Annotated in this window: 19 protein-coding genes; 4 read left to right on the top strand and 15 right to left on the bottom strand. The window is 60.8% G+C overall.

The features are described 5' to 3' along the window. Positions 1–33 precede the first annotated feature (33 nt). Both AB3Y40_RS10150 and AB3Y40_RS10155 read left to right on the top strand, forming a co-directional pair. Entirely contained in the window at positions 34–1,797 is a 1,764-nt protein-coding gene (locus AB3Y40_RS10150; protein ID WP_369438671.1) for an aminopeptidase P family protein, read from the top strand. Between the two features lie 49 nt (positions 1,798–1,846). Continuing rightward, positions 1,847–2,188, top strand: a complete 342-nt coding sequence (locus AB3Y40_RS10155; protein WP_369438672.1) for a DUF427 domain-containing protein — start codon at positions 1,847–1,849, stop codon at positions 2,186–2,188. A gap of 3 nt (positions 2,189–2,191) precedes the next feature. Here the strand turns inward: AB3Y40_RS10155 and AB3Y40_RS10160 are convergent, their stop codons facing one another. Next, positions 2,192–3,880 (bottom strand): chloride channel protein, encoded by a 1,689-nt coding sequence (locus AB3Y40_RS10160; RefSeq protein WP_369438673.1) that lies wholly within the window; start codon positions 3,878–3,880, stop codon positions 2,192–2,194. Positions 3,881–3,953: 73 nt separating this feature from the next. Here AB3Y40_RS10160 and AB3Y40_RS10165 point away from each other — a divergent pair, with 73 nt between their 5' ends. Continuing rightward, positions 3,954–5,327 carry an FAD-binding oxidoreductase gene (locus tag AB3Y40_RS10165; RefSeq protein WP_369438674.1) on the top strand — a complete coding sequence of 458 codons (1,374 nt, stop codon included), beginning with the start codon at positions 3,954–3,956 and terminating at the stop codon, positions 5,325–5,327. Between the two features lie 226 nt (positions 5,328–5,553). Here AB3Y40_RS10165 and recN read toward each other — a convergent pair whose 3' ends face one another. The 4 genes from recN to ftsZ form a co-directional block, all read right to left on the bottom strand. Then, positions 5,554–7,200 (bottom strand): DNA repair protein RecN, encoded by a 1,647-nt coding sequence (recN, locus tag AB3Y40_RS10170; RefSeq protein ID WP_369438675.1) that lies wholly within the window; start codon positions 7,198–7,200, stop codon positions 5,554–5,556. 31 nt (positions 7,201–7,231) lie between these two features. Further along, positions 7,232–8,083, bottom strand: a complete 852-nt coding sequence (locus AB3Y40_RS10175) for an outer membrane protein assembly factor BamD (RefSeq protein WP_369438676.1) — start codon at positions 8,081–8,083, stop codon at positions 7,232–7,234. A 130-nt stretch (positions 8,084–8,213) separates the two neighbouring features. Beyond that, positions 8,214–9,134, bottom strand: a complete 921-nt coding sequence (gene lpxC / locus AB3Y40_RS10180) for a UDP-3-O-acyl-N-acetylglucosamine deacetylase (protein ID WP_369438677.1) — start codon at positions 9,132–9,134, stop codon at positions 8,214–8,216. Between the two features lie 204 nt (positions 9,135–9,338). Next, positions 9,339–10,952, bottom strand: a complete 1,614-nt coding sequence (gene ftsZ / locus AB3Y40_RS10185) for a cell division protein FtsZ (RefSeq protein WP_369438678.1) — start codon at positions 10,950–10,952, stop codon at positions 9,339–9,341. Positions 10,953–11,392: 440 nt separating this feature from the next. Between ftsZ and AB3Y40_RS10190 the strand changes: the two genes are divergently transcribed. After that, positions 11,393–12,004, top strand: coding sequence for a hypothetical protein (locus tag AB3Y40_RS10190; protein ID WP_369438679.1), 612 nt, complete (start codon positions 11,393–11,395; stop codon positions 12,002–12,004). 72 nt (positions 12,005–12,076) lie between these two features. Here AB3Y40_RS10190 and AB3Y40_RS10195 read toward each other — a convergent pair whose 3' ends face one another. From AB3Y40_RS10195 to AB3Y40_RS10240, 10 genes are all read right to left on the bottom strand, one after another. Continuing rightward, positions 12,077–12,649: a VPLPA-CTERM sorting domain-containing protein gene (locus AB3Y40_RS10195; RefSeq protein ID WP_369438680.1), complete on the bottom strand. Its 573-nt coding sequence runs from the start codon at positions 12,647–12,649 to the stop codon at positions 12,077–12,079. An 87-nt stretch (positions 12,650–12,736) separates the two neighbouring features. Further along, on the bottom strand, positions 12,737–14,071 hold the full coding sequence (gene ftsA / locus AB3Y40_RS10200) for a cell division protein FtsA (protein WP_369438681.1): 1,335 nt from the start codon (positions 14,069–14,071) through the stop codon (positions 12,737–12,739). Further along, positions 14,071–14,955, bottom strand: coding sequence for a cell division protein FtsQ/DivIB (locus AB3Y40_RS10205; protein ID WP_369438682.1), 885 nt, complete (start codon positions 14,953–14,955; stop codon positions 14,071–14,073). The genes ftsA and AB3Y40_RS10205 overlap by 1 nt, the downstream gene beginning before the upstream one ends. Next, complete coding sequence (locus AB3Y40_RS10210) at positions 14,943–15,857, bottom strand: D-alanine--D-alanine ligase (protein WP_369438683.1); 915 nt, start codon at positions 15,855–15,857, stop codon at positions 14,943–14,945. Before AB3Y40_RS10210 ends, AB3Y40_RS10205 begins: the two co-directional genes overlap by 13 nt. Positions 15,858–15,940: 83 nt before the next feature. Continuing rightward, a complete protein-coding gene (murB, locus tag AB3Y40_RS10215; protein WP_369438684.1) occupies positions 15,941–16,873 on the bottom strand; it encodes a UDP-N-acetylmuramate dehydrogenase in 933 nt (310 codons plus the stop codon). Beyond that, positions 16,860–17,141: a hypothetical protein gene (locus AB3Y40_RS10220; RefSeq protein ID WP_369438685.1), complete on the bottom strand. Its 282-nt coding sequence runs from the start codon at positions 17,139–17,141 to the stop codon at positions 16,860–16,862. The genes murB and AB3Y40_RS10220 overlap by 14 nt, the downstream gene beginning before the upstream one ends. Before the next feature lie 94 nt (positions 17,142–17,235). Further along, positions 17,236–17,619: a UDP-N-acetylmuramate--alanine ligase gene (locus tag AB3Y40_RS10225; RefSeq protein ID WP_369438686.1), complete on the bottom strand. Its 384-nt coding sequence runs from the start codon at positions 17,617–17,619 to the stop codon at positions 17,236–17,238. Further along, positions 17,523–17,792, bottom strand: coding sequence for a DUF2484 family protein (locus tag AB3Y40_RS10230; protein ID WP_369438687.1), 270 nt, complete (start codon positions 17,790–17,792; stop codon positions 17,523–17,525). Before AB3Y40_RS10230 ends, AB3Y40_RS10225 begins: the two co-directional genes overlap by 97 nt. After that, positions 17,789–18,043, bottom strand: coding sequence for a DUF2484 family protein (locus tag AB3Y40_RS10235; RefSeq protein ID WP_369438688.1), 255 nt, complete (start codon positions 18,041–18,043; stop codon positions 17,789–17,791). The genes AB3Y40_RS10230 and AB3Y40_RS10235 overlap by 4 nt, the downstream gene beginning before the upstream one ends. Next, entirely contained in the window at positions 18,040–19,143 is a 1,104-nt protein-coding gene (locus AB3Y40_RS10240) for a hypothetical protein (protein WP_369438689.1), read from the bottom strand. Before AB3Y40_RS10240 ends, AB3Y40_RS10235 begins: the two co-directional genes overlap by 4 nt. Between the last annotated feature and the right edge of the window lie 294 nt (positions 19,144–19,437).

Below are 19,437 nucleotides of genomic sequence, written 5' to 3' on the forward strand. Positions count from 1 at the left end.
CAGACTTAGCCAGAAGAAGACAGGACCAGCACCATGTTTCAAACCTTTGGCGCATCATCAACGCCCGAACAGGGCCCGCCCCGGCTGGCCTCCTTGCGTGCGCACATGGCCCGTGCCGGTTTGGATGGCTTTCTGGTCCCGCGCGCAGACGTGCATCAGGGCGAATACGTGGCGGATGCAGATGCCCGGCTGGAATGGCTCACAGGCTTCACCGGTTCTGCTGGCTTTGCCGCCGTATTGGCTGATGTCGCCGGGGTTTTCATTGACGGCCGCTATCGACTTCAGGTCCGCGATCAGGTGGCTGATGTCTTCACACCCGTCAACTGGCCCGAGATCAAGCTTGCGGACTGGCTAAAGGACCAACTACCCAAGGGCGGTCTCGTCGGCTACGACCCTTGGCTCCATACGGTCAGTGAGATTAAGACATTGGCCAAGGCGCTGGACGGAAGCGGCATCACAATGCAGGCCAGCGCCAATCTGGTGGACGCGATCTGGGACGATCAGCCCGCCCCGCCTGACGCAAAGTTCACCGCCTACCCCCTTGAATACGCAGGCGAAAGCCACGCGGACAAAGGTGCGCGGGTGGCAAGTGGCACCCATGTCATCACCCTGCCCGATAGCATCGCGTGGCTCTTGAACATCCGCAGCACCGACATTGAGCGCAACCCTGTGCCCCATGCCTTTGCGGTGTTGCATCCTGACGGCAAGGTTGATCTTTTCACCCGCCCCGGCAAAGCGGATGACATCACCGACCACCTAGGCACAGACGTCACCTTGCACGACCAATCCACCTTTCTGGACCACCTTGCGACCCTGCCCGCCCCGGTGCTGATTGACGAAAAGGTCTGCCCGCAGATCGTCAAGACCACACTGGGCGACAAGGCCACTCATGGCACCGATCCCTGCCTGCTACCCAAGGCCACCAAGAATGCCACCGAAATTGCAGGCGCGCGCGCGGCCCACCTGCGCGACGGGGCCGCAATGGTCCGCTTTCTGGCCTGGCTCGACGCGACTGCCCCCGGCGGGCAACTGACCGAAATAGACGTGGTCAAGCAGCTTGAAAGCTTCCGCCGCGACACCAACCAATTGCTGGACGTCAGCTTTGAAACCATCTGCGGCGCAGGCGCGCATGGGGCCATCGTCCACTACCGCGTGACGGACGACACCAACGCGCCCGTCTCACCGGGTGAATTGCTGCTGGTCGATTCTGGCGGCCAATACATCGACGGCACCACCGACATCACCCGCACGGTGATCGTGGGTGACCCATCAGATGACCACCGCGCCTGCTATACCCGCGTCCTGCAAGGCATGATCGCGGTCAGCCGCACGCAGTTTCCGCGCGGCGTTGCGGGCAACCATCTGGACGCGCTTGCGCGTGCGCCGCTCTGGGCGGATGGGATGGATTATGACCACGGCACGGGCCACGGTGTCGGGGCCTATCTGTCAGTACACGAAGGCCCCCACGGCCTATCCCGCCGCGCCACCACCCCGTTTGAGGAAGGCGTGATCATCTCGAACGAGCCGGGATATTACCGCACCGACGCCTTTGGCATCCGCATCGAAAACCTGATTGTCGTGGTCAAAGCGCCCAGTGGTCCAGACAGCCGCGATATGCTGGCCTTTGACACGCTGACCTATGTCCCGCTTGACCGCCGCCTGATCGACACCGCGCGCTTGTCGCCCGCCGAACGCGCATGGGTCGACAGCTATCACGCCGCAACTCTTGACCGGATCGGCCCGCTGATAGATGGTTCTGCGCTCGACTGGCTGAAACAGGCGACCGCCCCGTTATAGCCCTGTCACAAAAAGACGCGACAGCTTGAACACATCATAGGAGGATCGCATGGCCGACCATATCAAGATACGCCCCGCCACAGGCACATGGGTCGTGCGTGCCGCAGGCGCTGTCATCGGCGAATCGACCCGCGCGCTGGAACTGACCGAAGGCGACTATCCCCCCGTCATCTATTTCCCGCGGGAAGATATCGCCATGGCCTTTCTGGACCCTTCGGACACCACATCAACCTGCCCGTTCAAAGGTGCCGCCACCTATTTCACGCTGGTCGCCAAAAGCGGCCCGATCGCAGACGCCGCATGGTCTTACGAAGCACCAAAAGACGCCGTCGCCCAGATCAAGGACCACTTGGCGTTTTACACCACAAAGGTCGCCGTGGAAGAGGTCTAGACTTCAGGAGTGTTCTTCGCGCGCGGTCTCGGCCAAGGCTTTGTTCATCGCGCGCAAGGCATCCACCTGAAACAGCGCGCCCCACAGCTCTGGCGGGTTATCTTCGCCGCCCAATGTCACCACCGGGATAAACCGATGGCCGCCCGTCTCGAACAAGGGCATGGCCTGTTCCAGCGTGGCATTGCCGTCGATATAGACCCCCTCGCCCACCAGATCCCAGCAGGCCGTCTCTGGTGCTGCGCGGGCATCATCTCGTGGGCGCATGATCGTGGCGACCCGGAAGGTCGCCAGCAAATAGGCCTGCGGTCCGGCGGCCAGATGCACATTGCGCCGCTCGAGCTGGGTCAAAAAGAATGACCGATCCACCAGCCGCGTTGACAGCGCCGTGGACAACGACACCGCGACCATCACCGCCATCGCGGTCTGCCAGTCACCGGTCAGCTCGAACACGATCAACGTGGTCGAGATCGGCGCGCCCAGCACGGCGGCGGCCACCGCACCCATACCCGCCAATGCGTAGAGCGTGCCCTCGCCCGATACCGTGGGGAATACGCTTGTCGCGATCATGCCAAACGCAAGGCCCGTCAACGCGCCCACCATCAGTGATGGCGAAAAGACCCCGCCGCCCATGCGCCCGCCCATCGTGATCGCCACGGCCACCACCTTGAGCACCACAAAAACCACCGCTTCGTGCAGGATCAGATTGCCGGTCAGCGCGGCAGACGTCGTCTCATAGCCGACGCCGATGATATGCGGAAACCAGATCGCCAAACCGCCCAGCATCAGCCCCGCCACCGCCGGTCGCAGAAACCTTGGCAGGCGCAATCTGTCCTGCACGAAACTGCCAAAGTCATCGGCCCAGAAAATCGCCCGCATCAGCACCACAGCGACAAAGCCGCAGACAATCCCAAGGATCAAAAAGGCCGGCAGTTCGACATAAAACGCCAGCGCGTTCTGCGTGGGCAGCACAAATTCCGTCACATCGCCAAAGGCCAGCCGGTTAATCACCGTGCCCGCCACGCTCGCGATCACGATCGGCGCAAAGGCGTGCACCGCAAAATGGCGCAGCACAACCTCCAGTGCGAAAAGCGCACCGGCCAAGGGCGCATTGAAGCTGGCCGAAACAGCGGCGGCAACCGCACAGCCCAACAAATCGCGGCCCGTGACACCGTCTGCGCGGATCGTGCGGCTGATTAGGGTCGAGATCACCGCCGCCATATGCACCACCGGCCCTTCACGGCCCGTGGACCCGCCCGTAGACAGGGTAATCATGCTGGCAATGGCTGACACCGCCCCCTGCCGCACCTCGACCCGGCCTTCGTGCAGGGCTGCCCCCTCAATCACATCCGCAACCGACCGGACGCGGGCATCTGGCGTGAACCGGTGAAACAGCAGCCCCACGATCAGCCCGCCACAGGCCGGGATCAGCAAGATGTGATACCATGCAAGGTCAGCGGCAAAGCTGTGCAACAGCCGCACATCGTCGGTGCCGTAAACCGTGGTCTGGATCGCGGTGATCCCCAGCCGGAACAGCAAGGCTGCTGTGCCTGCCGCAATTCCGATAATCAGGGCGATGAACCAGAACTGCATCTGGCTTGGCCCACGGGTCACCATCACCCGCACGGCCTTGCGCAGATCGGCGGCAATCCTGCCCCGAAGTTCTGCAATCAGCGTTGCGAGCGTACGGCTCATACCTGCCCTGCCTCTGGTCCGTGCGGCGACCCTGCTCTAGACTTCCACGAATTGACAGCCCAAAGGCCCATTCATGACGATCGCAAGTGCAATTGCCGCCCTAAAGCCTCTTCTAGGCGAAGGGCTTAGCCTGTCCAAGTCCGATCTGGACCTACATGGCCGGTCCGAGACGCACTTTCCGCTGACACCTCCCGATGCGGTGGCATATCCCACTTCAACGGCAGAGGTCGTGCGCATCGTCAAAACCTGCGCCGCCCATGATTGTCCGGTGATTCCATGGGGTACCGGCACCTCGCTCGAAGGTCACAGCCTCGCGGTGCGCGGCGGGGTGACGGTGGATATGTCGCGTATGGATAAAATCCTGCACGTGAACGCCGCCGATATGGACTGCGCTGTGCAACCGGGTCTCACGCGGCAGGCGCTCAACACCGAATTGCGCGCCACGGGCCTCTTCTTTCCGGTTGATCCCGGTGCCAATGCCGCCCTTGGCGGCATGGCTGCAACCCGCGCATCGGGCACCACGGCAGTGCGTTATGGCACCATGCGCGACAACGTCATGGGGCTTCAGGTGGTGCTGGCAGATGGCCAAGTGATCCGCACCGGCAGCCGCGCCCGCAAATCATCAGCAGGCTATGACCTGACCGGGCTCTTCGTGGGGTCCGAAGGGACACTGGGCATTATCACCGAACTGACACTCAAGCTGCACGGCCAGCCACAGGCCGTGGCGGCAGCGACCTGCGCCTTTGCCACGGTCGCTGATGCGGTCGACGCGGTCATCACCACGATCCAGATGGGCGTGCCAATGGCGCGGATCGAACTGGTTGATGCCGCCTCTGCGGCGGCCGTCAATGCCTACGCAGACGCGGACTGGCCCGCCTCGCCGCACCTGCTGGTGGAATTTCACGGCTCGGATGCTGCCGTGGCCGCTGACGTTGCCACCTTTGGAGAAATTGCCGCAGATATGGGCGGCACCGGGTTCGACTGGGCCACCGCCACCGAAGACCGCAATCGCCTTTGGCAAATCCGCCATGACGCCTATTACGCGATCCTAGCGAGCAAACCGGGCGCCACCGCTGTCGTCACAGATGTCTGCGTACCAATCTCGAAACTGGCACACGCCATTGCCGAAACCCAGGCCGAGATTGCGGCCAGCCCGATCACCGGCCCGATTCTCGGTCATGTGGGTGACGGGAACTTTCACGCCATCCTTTTGATCGATCCAAACGATGTGACCCAACGTCAAGCAGCGCAGAATCTGTCCCACAAGATGACCGAACGCGCCCTTGCTTTGGGTGGCACAGTGACAGGCGAACACGGCGTGGGAATAGGCAAAATGCCTTATATGCTTGCTGAACATGGCCCCGCATGGGCCGTGATGAGCCAGATCAAAAAGGCACTTGATCCCACCGATATCATGAATCCCGGCAAGTTATGTCAACATAACTGACCTTCTTTTTGACAGGTTGAGATAAATCCTCATGAGATTAAACCTCTGGGTGTCCGGTTGTGCTGCGAACTGGGTGATCAGGCCTCGGCTTATCCCTCATGAACCACGCGACCAGAAAGCACGATTTGCATAGGTCGTGCGGTGTTGACGTGAGTTGTTTTCGGGTGTGTGTGTGCCCGTGAGTAACGGGGCGCTCTGGGTCTGTAACGGGCTTAGGGCGCCTTTTTTATTTGGGCATCAGCGCCCGTGCCGCCTCTTTCGCGGCCTCGGTGATCCGGTCCCCTGACAGCATCCGCGCGATCTCTTCGATGCGGGCATCTGGGTCCAATGCCGTCACGGTTGACGTGGTTGCATCAGCCCCCTGACGCTTTTCAACCCGCCAGTGATGTCCACCCAGTGCCGCCACCTGCGGAGAGTGGGTTACAACCAGAACTTGCATTTTGACCGAAAGGTCAACCAACCTGCGGCCTACGGCATCTGCGGTGGCCCCGCCCACGCCCCTGTCGATTTCGTCAAAGATCATCGTCAATGTTTCGCCGCCCGCCTGGGTCAGGCAGACCTTCAACGCCAGCAAAAAGCGGCTCAATTCGCCGCCCGATGCGATCTTGTTGAGCGGCCCCGCGGGTGCTCCGGGATTGGTCGCCACAGTGAACGCCACCGCATCGCGCCCCTCTGGTCCGGGGTCAGCCTCGGTGATCTTCGTGACAAACACCGCGCGCTCCATCTTCAACGGGGCAAGCTCTGCCGCCATCGCCTGATCCAGCGCCTTTGCCGCCTTTGTGCGCGCCTTGTGCAGGGTCGTGGCCGCCGCGTCATACTCCGCTTCAGCGTCGCTGACGGCCTGATCCAGCGCCGCCAGATCAGCCGCCCCCCCGTCCAGCACTGCCAACCGTGCGCGCAGATCATCGGCAAACGCGCCCAGATCGTCGGCCTGCACATTATGCTTGCGCGCCAGCCCCCGGATCGCGAACAGCCGCTCTTCGGTGTCTTCCAGCTCTGACGGATTAAACGACAACGCATCCAGGCAATCGCCGACACCGCGCTGTGCTGCGTCCAGTTCCAGCATCGCGCGCTCAATCGCGGCCAAAGCTGCGTCCAGCGCACCCTCGGCCTTGTCTGCTGCACCAATCAACCAGCGCGAGGCATCGGACATCATGCCCTCGGCCCCTTGCAACCCCAACGCCTCACCCGCTTTGGCAATATCCGCGCGAATCTTTTCAGCCGATTGCATCATCCGGCGGCGCGTATCCAGCACCGCCTCTTCGCCCTGCTCAGGTGCCAGCGCATCCAACTCGGCCACCGCGTGGCGCAGGTATTCCTCTTCGGCCTGCACCTCTGCCAAACGCGCTGCAGCCTGCTCGCGCATCTTGCGGGCCTCTGCCAACCCGCGCCATGCCGCGCGCACCTTTCCCGTATCCAACCCGGCAAAGTCGTCCAGCATTGCCCGGTGCCCGCGCGGATTCAAAAGCCCCCGGTCATCATGCTGCCCGTGCAATTCGATCAGTGTCTCCGACAGCGCCCGAAGCACCTCACCGCTGACCCTCCGGTCATTGACCCACGCGGTTTTGCGCCCATCGCGCGTGTTGATCCGCCGCAAGATCAACTCGTCCTCGGCGCTGATCCCAGCATCCGCCAGCACGGCACGTGCAGGATGGTCTGCCGTCAGATCAAACCAGGCCGTCACCTCGCCCTGATCCGCCCCGGCACGCACCAATTCGGCCCGACCACGCCATCCCAGCACAAAGCCCAGACTGTCCAGCAAAATGGATTTGCCTGCCCCGGTCTCTCCTGTCAGCACGTTCAGACCGGGCTGAAACGCCAGTTCCAACCGGTCGATGATCAACATATCGCGTATGTCTAGTCCGCGCAGCATCGGCCATCGGCGGGGTCAGCCCCGCCGCTCCTCACAACCACTCGCCGCGTATAACCTGACGGTAAATCGACGACAGCCAGTTATTCCCCACCGAACGCGCCTCAAGTCCCTGCCCGGTCAACAGGGCAAAGCTGTCCTGATACCACTCCGTGCTGGGATAGTTCTCGCCCAGAATGGCCCCCGCGGTCTGCGCCTCATCCGTCAGGCCCAAGCTTAGGTAGCTTTCCACCAAACGGTGCAGCGCCTCTGCGGTGTGGCTTGTAGTCTGGAAATCCTCGACCACGGTGCGGAACCGGTTCACGGCTGCGGTGTAATGCTTGCGCTTGAGGTAGTAGCGCCCGATTTCCATTTCCTTGGCGGCCAGATGGTCAAACGCCAGATCAAACTTCAGCACCGATGCGCGGGCATATTCGGTGTCAGGATACTGCTCGATCACCACGCGCAACGCCTGCAACGCCTGAAAGGTCAGCCCTTGGTCGCGGCCAATCTCGTCAATCTGATCGTAGTACGACAGCGCCAGCAAATACTGCGCATAAGCCGCATCTTCGGTGCCGGGATAGAAATCAAGATACCGCTGTGCGGCACCCCGGCTGTTGGGGTAATCCTGATCGCGATGATAGGCAAAGGCCTGCATGATCAGCGCGCGCTGCGCCCACTCGCTATAGGGATATAGCCGCTCGATCTCGCCAAAGTAGAAGGCCGCGTCATCGGCCTGCCCATTCTCTAGCTCGACCTCTCCGCGGGTGAAAATCTCTTCGGCGGTATATTGATCCAACGCACCTTCGGCGCGCGGGTCGAACCCACCGCAGGCCACCAGCAGCGATAGCGCGGCAACCGCCACAAACCGGCGGGGCGTCTTGCCTGGAAAGCTGCTGCCTGACATGCCCTGTCTCCGCATTTCTGCTCGTCTTCTCGGGATCGTTGCGATCCCTGTTGCGGTTCGGTCTAGCATAGAAAAATCAGGGGCAAAATGCCTTTTGCACCTTCCGGCGCATTGGCAGGTCACACTTCGGTCAGGCAACAGCCGCCAGATCGGCGCGGGTCACGCCAACACCGGGCAACCGCGCCGCGATCCGGCGGTCACATTGCACCCGCCGCCAGGCATCAGGTTGCGCGAAAAGCGCATGGAGCAAGGCGTTGGTGACCGCATGACCGGACCGTACACCGGTGTAGCGGCCCAGAATGGGCGCACCGGCTGTATAAAGATCACCGAGCGCATCCAGCATCTTGTGGCGCACGGCCTCGTCTGCGTGGCGCAGCCCGCCGGGCGTCAGCACCTTGTCACCATCCACGACCACTGCATTGTCCAGCGTTCCACCCAAGGCCTTGCCCTGCGCATGCATCGCATCCACGTCGGCGGCGCGACAAAACGTGCGGCTGTCACACAGCTCGCGGACAAAGCTGCCGTTGGCCATGTTCAGCACCTTGTGCTGCGCACCAATCGCCGCATCATCAAAGGCAATCGCGAAATCAATCTGCAGGCTGGTCGCTGGTGTTAGCGCGGCCCGCGCCTGCCCCACGTCGACGCGTACTTCCTTGAGGATCTCAATCGCCTCAAGTGGTGCCTGCAGGCGTTGCACACCGGCCTCGACAATGCCGCGCACGAAAGCTGCCGCACTGCCATCCATGACCGGCACTTCCGGCCCGTCGATTTCCACCAAGGCATTATGCACACCGCAGCCGGCAAGGGCCGCCATGATGTGTTCGATCGTTGACACGCTGGTGCCGGCGTCATTGCGCAGCTCAGTGTTCAGCGGTGAGACAACGACATGCTTCCACAACGCGGGAATGATCCCGTCGCGGCCCGCAACATCCGTGCGGCGGAACACGATGCCGGTATTGCCACCCACCGGGCGGACAACCATCCGCGTGGACGCACCCGTGTGCAGGCCCGTCCCGTCGAATGTCACAGCTTGTTGCAGTGTTGTCTGCATCACGCGCCTAGGTTCCGTATTGGTTAAGCAATTGTTGACAACAGAGATAGGGCGCGCGTGCCCGTACCTCAATTCACGCTTTGCAACGGTCTGAAACATCCACTGCAACACGTGTCACAATTCACGCCGCAGCGCGGCAAGTCCTTGTTCCACAACGGAAAAGGCCGCCCGAAGGCGGCCCAATCTCGTGATTTCGACGTGGCGTCAGTTCGCTTGGCGACGCAGGAACGCGGGGATTTCGATGCGTTCCTGATCCGGATCGGCCTCTGCCTCGACCTGCGGCTCGCGCATTGCGGTCACCTGTGGTTGCTGGCGGCTCGGCTGTTGCGCGGCTTCCGCACCCGACCCTGTCATCCGGTTGATCAACCCGTTGATGCCAAACCGGGCTTTGCCCGCCTCACCCGCAGCGGCGGCAGCCGCAGCCGGTGCAGCAGCAGCAGGACGCGCAGCCCCATCCGCAGCGGCAGGACGTTCAGCAGCAGGCGCGCGGCGCACGGCCGCTTCCAGACGGGCCATCGTTTCAGGCGAAGGCTGACCGGTTCCACCAGCGCCACGCGGTGCGACGAATGTCTCGGGCGCTTCCATCACCGGCTCCGGGCGCGGCGTGTAAGCGGGCGGCGGTAGCGCGTCGTCGGCCTGTACTACGTCAGCCTCATAAGCGGCAGGTGCCTCTTCGATGCCTTCAAACAGGCTCGGCTCGGGTGCGGCTTCTGCGGCAACCGGGGTTGCGGCTGCAGTTGCGGCCACGGCTGGCATCTCTTCAACCGGCGCATCTGTGCCTTCGATGCTGACCTGCGTGGTCAGCGGCTGCGCCATGCTGCGGCGTGGCAGCGGTGTTTCTGCATTGCTGACGGTCGCGTCGATGCCGGTCGCCACAACGCTCACGCGCATGCCGCCTTCCATTGATGGGTCCAGCGTGGAACCGACAATGATGTTCGCCTCTGGATCGACCTTTTCGCGGATCTTGTTCGCGGCTTCGTCCAGTTCGAACAATGTCAGATCGTGCGAACCTGTGATGTTGATCAACACGCCCTTGGCACCTTCCAGCGAAATCTCGTCCAGCAGCGGGTTGGCAATCGCCTTCTCGGCGGCCTGCACAGCGCGGTTCTCGCCCTCGGCCTCGCCAGTGCCCATCATCGCCTTGCCCATCTCGTCCATCACGGCGCGCACGTCCGCAAAGTCGAGGTTGATCAGGCCGGGACGCACCATCAGGTCCGTCACACCTTTGACACCCTGGTAAAGGACGTCATCGGCCAGCGCGAAGGCCTCTGTGAACGTGGTATTTTCGTTGGCCAGACGGAACAGGTTCTGGTTGGGAATGATGATCAGCGTGTCGACAACTTTCTGAAGCGCCTCAACACCTTCTTCGGCTTGCTTCATGCGCTTGCCGCCTTCGAACTGGAACGGCTTGGTAACAACACCCACCGTCAGGACGCCCAACTCGCGAGCGGCTTGTGCGATGATCGGCGCAGCACCGGTTCCGGTGCCCCCGCCCATGCCTGCGGTGATGAAACACATGTGTGCCCCAGCAAGGTGATCGACGATCTGCTCAATGCTTTCTTCTGCAGCAGCAGCACCCACAGTGGCGCGCGCGCCTGCACCCAGACCTTCGGTTACTTTGATGCCCATCTGGATCTTGGCGCTCGACTGGCTTTGCTGCAGCGCCTGCGCGTCGGTGTTGGCCACCACGAACTCGACCCCATCCAGCTCTTTTTCGATCATGTTGTTGACGGCGTTGCCGCCCGCACCACCAACGCCAAACACGGTAATACGTGGTTTCAGATCTTCCTGACCCGGAATAGAGAGGTTCAATGTCATACTCAGTCCGCCTGCGCTATTGGCCCGTCCCACCGGGCAGATTCTCGTAAATTAGGCTGACCTTAACGATTCACGCCCCAAACGTCACCCGCAAATGACGATTTATCCACAAAATATAGGGGCAAAAGCGACCGCATCGGTAAGATTTCGCCGATCCAACTAGTTATAGCGGTTCGTTAATGTCAAAACACTATCCTGCAGCGCCAGACGGGGCCGCAACACGCCCCATTCACGCGGGCGCTTTTCGTATCAATTCTCTGGGGTGTCTGCTCGACTGCCCCGCCGTTTATCTGCCTTTGGCCACTTTCTGGGCCCTGTGGATAACCTAGCTGATTCCACCCCGTGGGTCACGCGCCAACTGCTCTGTTTTGGCGGGTTCGCGAAATTGTGCTAGGCTGCGGCATTCATTTCAGACGTCCATTTTGACCAAGGATATTCCCATGCCTGACAAACGCTCCAAAGATGATCCCTTCGCCAATGCCGAGAAAAGCTTTGCAAAAGCGCTCGGCACCTGGACGGACGTCTCTGTCCACGCCCTGCAGGCGCAAGGGGCCAATGACGTGGCGCAAACGGCTGCGGCATTCAAGAACTTCTTGTTCCGGCTGTTGCGCTCATTCTTTGCGCGCCTCAAACAGGTCATCGCCCAACTTGATCCCTTTGGTGCTGCGCAAGCCATCGGCAGTTTCGTCGAAGCCGGGATCGACGATATGCTGGATGATTTCAACAAGCTGCTAGACGATCTTGCCGCAGTGCCTGGTGCCGTGGCAGACGCTGCGATTGGGGCCCTGCTGGGCATTGTCGAAGCGATCAAGAAAGCGTTTCACCTGATCCTTGACGGCATCAAGCTGCCGCATCTGACCCAACCGGTCGAGTTGTTCCTTGATCTGATCGACAATATCCTCGGCAATATCGCCGAGATGGTCTCTGGTGTTGCGGGCAAATCCGCCAAGACCTTCCGCAACAACATGTATGGCCAACTTGCGATGATCCGCGCCGCCGACGCAGCCCGTGCCGGTGTCGTCATCCCCGAAGACCGGCGCGACGACCTCTAGCCCAACAAAAAACCGCGCGCCCTTTCAGGCGCGCGGTTCAAATTCTTTGGGCCATCAGACCCGGCACATGGCTCAGGCTTTGCGCTTGCGCATCCAGCCCAGCAGCGCCAGACCACCGATCAGCAGTGGCGCGCCTGCGGGCAGCGGCACTGCGGTGGCTTCCACAATCGCCGTCGCGCGGATCGCACCGGGGCCACCTTGATCAAGTGCTGTGAACGTCAGCAGGTTCGCGCCCGCATTGAACAGGCTGCTGTCCATCGTACCGTAGTTGTTCACCGTCTGAAACGCCGGGAACCCGAAAGTCAGCGTTGCAATCACTGTGCCGTTCAGGTCGATCGTACCAGAGTTATCGACACCCCAGACACCCGACAAAGATACGGTCGAAAGGTCATAACCCGTCAGATCAAAGGCGAATTCAAAGACCGCATTGTTGTTGTTGTTGATATCACCGATCCAGACCCAGTCAGCAACCGGCGATGTCGGCGTGTTGTTGTAGGCGGTGTTGTTTGACGCGATGGCCACATCCGCGCCTTGCGCGTTGATCCCACCAGTGTCGCCCACCTGCGTCACACCTGATGCCACAACGGCCGCCTGCGCGCCTGTCGCCAGCATGACCGCGAATGCTGCGGCTGCAAAAATCTTCATGACCCATCCCTCGTTAATCATTCTACCCCTCCCGAATACGGCAGGATTGTGACGATGTCTATGCTCAGACTAACCTTTGGTTAACCATTACCAATTGTCCTTGAACCACTTTACCGCGCGCTTCAGTGACCGCGCGGGATAAGTGTCCGCAGGAATATCAAAGTCCCACCATTCATCCTGTGGGTTGGCCGCGAACAGGGTCAGGCCAACCGCACCCGAGAACGCAGGGCCGGTGGCCGCTTGCGGCAAGCCCTGCACTCGCAAAGGCCGCCCCAACCGCACTTGCTGACCCAGGATCTTCGCCGCCAGCCCGTCAAGGCCCGGGATCTGGCTGCCGCCACCGGTCAGCACGATCTGCTGGCTTGGCAGGTATTCAAAGCCCGCCGCATCCAGCCGCACCCGCACCTCTTCAAGGATTTCTTCAATCCGGGGGCGCATGATTCCAATCAACTCTGCCCGGCTGACGGTCCGCCTGTCGTGTTCGTAATCCCCGGTATCGCCACCGATCTCGATCATCTCGCGGTCATCCATGCCAGTCGCCACGACGCCGCCATAGAACGTCTTGATCCGCTCTGCTGTGGCCTGTGGCACCTGCAAACCCATGCTGATGTCACCGGTCACGTGATCGCCGCCCATGCGCACCGCATCAGCATAGATCATGTGCTTCTTCATAAAGACCGAAATGCCGGTGGACCCGCCGCCCAGATCAATACAGGCGCTGCCCAATTCTTGCTCGTCCTCGACCAGCGATGAAATGCCCGAGACGTAAGCAGAGGACGCCAGCCCCGCCAATTCCAGATCACAGCGCTTGATGCAGAAAAACAGGTTCTGAATAACCGTCGCATCCACCGTCAGCATATGCATATCCGTGGTCAGCTTGTTGCCGATCTGCCCGCGCGGATCAGCCATGCCGCTGCGATGATCCAGCGCAAAGTTCACCGGCTGCGCATGCAGCACATGACGATCCGCACCGTAATCCGGCACGTCTGCGGCAGCCATCACGCGACCAATATCACCATCCGTCACCGTCCCGCCCGCGATGTCCACCGCGCCGTCCAACCCATAAGACCGGGGGCGCGCGCCGCTGAAGCAGGCAATCACGTGATCAACGCGCACATTGGCCATCTTTTGGGCGGCCTGTACCGCCGTGCGGATCGCACGCTCGGTTTCCTGCATGGCGTCCACTTCGCCAAACCGCACCCCGCGTGACCGCGTCGTGGCGGCTCCAATCACCCGAAACGAAGATTGCCCGGCCAGAGACCCAATCCCGTCGTGCTCGCGGAACTGCTCTGGCCCGTCAAAGCGCAGCACCAGACAGGCGATCTTGGATGTGCCCACATCCAAAATCGCGATGACACCCCGCTGCATCGCTGCCTTGCGCATATTCCGCATCGCCCGCTGGCTCTCGTAAAGGTCCCGCATTATTCTTCTGTCCCCGTTTCGCTAACACGCCGCATGGCGGTCGCTGCTTCTGTGCTTAATCTCAATGTGGCGCGTGCAGGGTTGCGCATATCCACAACCGCCACATCGCGTTTCAATAGGTCTTGCGCCTCGTTCAGCGCGATCACCCGGTCAATGGCGGCCATCGCCCCCGTTTCGGGCAGCAAAATGCGCTGCCCCTTGTCCAGCACCATGTCCCAGCGCCGCTCGCCCATGCGGACAAGGCCGCGGACACGGTTGGCGATCGGACTGGCGGCTGCAAAAAGGTCCAGGGCCTCGTCGATATGCGTCTGCGCGCCGTCGCCTGCGATCAACGGCAGGTCAAGCCGGTCTGACCGCGCCTCGACCACCCCCACAAAGACACCGCCCGCATCAATCAGCTTGAGCGTTCCGCGCTCACGCCACAGCGCCACCGGCACCCTGGGCGTAATCTCGACGGTCAGCGTCCCCGCCTCGCCGATCTTCACCCGCGCCTCTTCGACAGCGTTCAGCGCGGCTACCGTGCCGCGCATTTCCTCAAGGTCCAGATCAAAGGACGACACCGGCAAGTCCAGCGGCAACACCCGCTGCACATCCGCGACGATATGTTCATCCGCACCGGTGACCAGCATATCAGTCACCATGAACTCGGGTCGCTGCTGAATCGCCGCCTTGGTTGCGGCGACCTGCATGGCAAGCTGCGCGCGACGCTCTTCCTTGGAAAAATAGGTGGCTGCAATCACCCCGATCAGCACCAGCGGAATACCCACGCGCATGGCACTGCGGAACCCCGGCGTCAGCATCATCCGCTGCCAGCGATAGCCCCATTTGCTGGGGGCCGGGTCCTTGATCGGGCGCGGCTTGGGTGGGGCGGTTAACGGTCGCATGACGCATCCTCCACTATCCAACGGCACAGCGCCGGGAAATCCATGCCCACATGCGCGGCCTGTTCCGGTGCCAGCGATGTGGGCGTCATGCCCGGCTGGGTGTTGGTCTCAAGCAGGATCAACCCGTCCAGCCCGCGCGCCTCGTCCCAGCGGAAATCGGTACGCGTCAACCCGCGACAGCCCAAGGCCACATGCGCCCGCACCGCGTAATCCATGCAAGCGTCAAAAATATCCTGCGGCAGGTCCGCAGGGATCACATGGTGCGACCCACCTTCCGCGTATTTCGCGTGATAATCATACCAGCCATCGGTCACGATATCTGTGACCGTCAGCGCCTTGCCGTCCAGCACGGTGGTCGTCAACTCCCGCCCGGGTGCATAGGTCTCGACCATCACATCCTCAGGCATCTCTTGGGCCAGCTGCGGCGGCCCATTGGCCGATTCCCCCACGATATACACCCCGACCGAGGATCCCTCGTTAAAAGGCTTCACCACGTAAGGCGGGTCCATCACATGCGCAGCTTCGACGTCCTTCGACTTGGCAATGACCGAATGCATGAACGGCAAGCCAGCCGCGCGGTACACATCCTTGGTGCGCTGCTTGTCCATCGTCAGGGCAGAGGCAAGGACACCGCTATGCGTGTAGGGAATCTTCAGCCATTCCAGCACACCCTGCACACAGCCATCTTCACCCCAGCGGCCGTGCAAAGCGTTAAAAACAACGTCCGGGGCAATGTCGTGCAGGCGCGCGACAAGGTCAGGCCCTGCATCGACCTCGATCACTTCACATCCTGATACCCGCAAAGCTGCCGCACATTCCGCACCGCTCGACAGCGAAACGTCACGCTCCGCCGATGGGCCGCCCATCAGAACCACAACTTTCGGGTTTGCCCTGCTCGACATACCCTACCACCTTTTGAAGCGCTCCGTTTTCGCAGCGTCTTTTATCGCGATGACCCTTGCCTCGGGTCCGGTTCTTTGAACCGTTATTCTTGATTTTTGAGCGTGCGGTCGCCCACGCGCATAATTTCCCACTCTAGCGTGATCCCGCTGGCAGCGTAAACCTTTTTCCGGACCAACTCGCCCAAATCCTCAAGGTCTTTTGCACTCGCCCCACCGGCATTGGTCAGAAAGTTCGAGTGCATCTCGTTCATCACCGCCTGCCCCACCTTGGCGCCGCGCATGCCCGCGTCGTCGATCACCTTCCAAGCCTTCAGATCATGCGTGTCATCCGCCTGCCCGGTACTGGAAAAGCCCGCCGGATTGCGAAACGTGCTGCCTGCCGTGCGGTCCTTGGTCGGCTGGGTTTCGTCCCGCTTGGCCAGTTGATCTTCCATCCGCTGCGCCAGCGCCGCGGGATCACCCTCCGGCCCTTTCAGCGTCGCGCTGATCAGCACCGCGCCTTCGGGCATGGCGCTGGACCGATAGACAAATTGCAGGTCATCGGGCCCCAGCGTCACAAGACTGCCATCGCGCAGAACCACCTCGGCACTTTGAAAAACATCCGCCGTATAAGACCCATAACAGCCCGCATTCATCCGCACAGCGCCGCCGATACTGCCAGGAATAGTGCGCAGGAACGTCAAGTCCACACCCGCCTCTGCCGCGCGCCGCGCCACATGCGCATCCAGCGCCGCCGCCCCCGCCGTCACGGTCTGACCGTCGACCGCGATCCCATTGAATCCGCGTCCCAGCCGGATCACCACGCCGCGCACCCCGCCGTCGCGCACGATCAGATTAGACCCGACACCCATCGGAAAAACCGGCACATCCGGGTCCAGATCGCGCAGAAAATCGCGCAGATCATCGACATCCGCAGGCTGAAACAGCACATCGGCAGGCCCGCCCACCCGCAGCCATGTCAGGCTGTTCAGGGGGCGGTCCCGCGTTAATGTGCCTCTGACATCAGGTAGCCGCATGGTCCTTGCGCCCTTCTCTCTTGTACTTGCCGATCATGCCACCCAGACCCAATCCAACAAGGCTCGGCGCGCTGATCCCGGCCAGTCCAAGGAAGTAGCCCAACCCGTCCCAGCCCGTTGCCGTCGCCATGCCATAGGCCATCGCGGCGGTAAACCCCGCCCAGACCAGCGCCAGCGTCACCAGCACCGCCTTTGCGCGATGTTTTGCCGCCAGAAACCCGGCCAGACCGACCGCTGCGCAAACACCCGCCGGGATTGCAAAAATCATGAACTCTTCCATTTCTCGTCCCTCCGTTTTCATGAACGATGTTCACGAAATGGGCATTCATGAACGTTGTTCAAGGTTTTGAGCCGAAAAAAGTTCAGATAGAGCGGTCATCCCTGCGCCGCATCAGCCAGCCCAGCAGCCCGCCCGCCAGCGTGCCGATCAGTGCAGGCACGAAAAACAGCATCGCCCAGGAAATCGCCAGCAGCGGATCAATACCCAGCCGTCCGTCGGACCCCCAGACCAGAATATACAGCATCGCGCCAATCACGGCGGCAATGCTCAGCGCCAGCCCGTTCTTGCCCGCGCGCACCAGATAGCCAACAATGCCAAACGGAATAAACGCCCCAAGCACCATGATCGCAAAGACGACCAGCCCGCCCATCAGCCCGGCAACCGCGCCCGCAGCCAGCGGCCCAGATAGATCAGCGGCCAGCGCAGCACGCTTGATCCCGCCGCCAAAAAGGCCAGTCCGATCCACGGCCCGAACTCCAGCGTGATCCACCCCAGCAGCGGCACGCCCAACGCAATCAGCACATAGGCGCGACGCCAGTGGTTATCCCGGCTGGGGATCATACCCAACAGGTTCGCCGCCACCAGCCAGATCAGGCCCAACACGATGGGCAGATAATTCAGGATCCAGGCAAAGCTCATTTCGGTACGTCCGGCCTCTCGCCCCTCGCGCGGCGGTAAAAGTAGATCAGCGGGTTGCGAAACATCGACACGAAACCCGCTGCCGCCAAAAAGCCCACGAGCGCCCCATAGTCAACGCCTAACCATACGATAAGCACCGGTGCCGCGCCCAACAGCACAATCCCCGGCCTATATTGCCGTTTCATAGGCAAAAAGGCCGTTGCCGTGGCAGCCAGCACCCAGACGCTCGCGAGGATGGCAGAGGGGGTCATAGTCCAAGCCCTTTCAACGCAGCTTTCACAAACTCCCAATACGCTGGCCCAAAGTACCAAGCCAGTCCCGCGTTTGTTGCTCCTCCAATCACCACAACGTCTTTCAAGGTGTCAGCGCTGACCTTCAATGCCGTTCGAACCGCTTTGCCACCCCGTACAATAAGGCCGAGAATGCGTAACAGCGCGTTACTCCGAGACACAGAATCCAGCGTTGAATCGTTGAGACGGCCTGCTTCTTCTTCCAAAGCCTTTGCAAGATCGGTGTTGGAAGCTTGCGCAACAACACTTGCAGCTTCAACGATTGAAGGAACCGCGCTTTCTACGACTTCCGGCCGCATCGCTTCGTGATAGTTGCGCACCTGGTCATTCAGGGCCACCAACTCAAATTGCACAACTTTCAGCCTGTCTTGAAAGTCGTAAATATTCGTATCTTGCCCCGGCGACGGGCATTCCCCGTTACCAAACTTATGTGCCAACCGCTTCAAAACCTGCGAAACGATCCTCAGGATGAGCACCGGTCGATCACGGTAGATGGTCTCGGCCTGCTCCAGCAATCGCAACTCGTCCGAGAGTGATTGATAGGCGTTGCCAAGCCCACCAGGCCCATCAAGAACCCGCCGCGCAGCCGCAATCTGAGCGACAATATTCTCAAGATGATCGTCGGGAATTTGGTCTGTTGGTCGCAGGACCAGAACTTGAGCTTCGCCATCAAACTCAACCGTCTCGCCAACTGGTGTGGCATCAATGACAGCCTGCTCATCGTCAGCCCTATAGAGCGCCAAGACCTCATCAAATTTTGGGTTAATGTGTTCTGGCCCCTTTCTCCAATCGTCGTCAGAGATCTTTTCCAGAACTTGAGCTATCGGATTTGCTAGAACATCTCGCCCAGCAAGCAATCGTTCGTAAAAATTGACTAGGAACTGCCAATCTTCAACTTTTGCATTGAGGACCTTAACTGCTTGATTCCACGCTTTCAAATGTTGAATTGGCATACCATCTGGCCAAAGCTTTTGGTTTGGCGACGATCCAATTAGATCGTCGAAGACCAATCTCCAATCCATTCCCGAAATCATCGCCGTTGACACGGCATCGGCTGTCACTCTTTCGAGATGTCCATCAATTCCGTCGTACACTCGAGATGCGACCTGGTATGCATAGTCGACAGTAACAATCGCGAAGTAGTCGCTTGAAGTCGCCGGGCTTATTTCGTTTGGCGACCATAGGTGAACTAGGCGCTTTCCAGGAGGTGTTGATAGGGGTACGAAATGGTTGATGTTAGTGACTAGAAGAAGCCTAAATATCTCAAGAGGCCCAAAAGGCTCACCGCGCTCATCTAGCAGTCTATTGAGTCCCATCGGGAAGACCCGAGCAGCAGACCTGGATGCTAAAGCTGT

Source organism: Yoonia sp. R2331 (genome assembly GCF_041103235.1).
Lineage (GTDB): Bacteria > Pseudomonadota > Alphaproteobacteria > Rhodobacterales > Rhodobacteraceae > CANMYO01.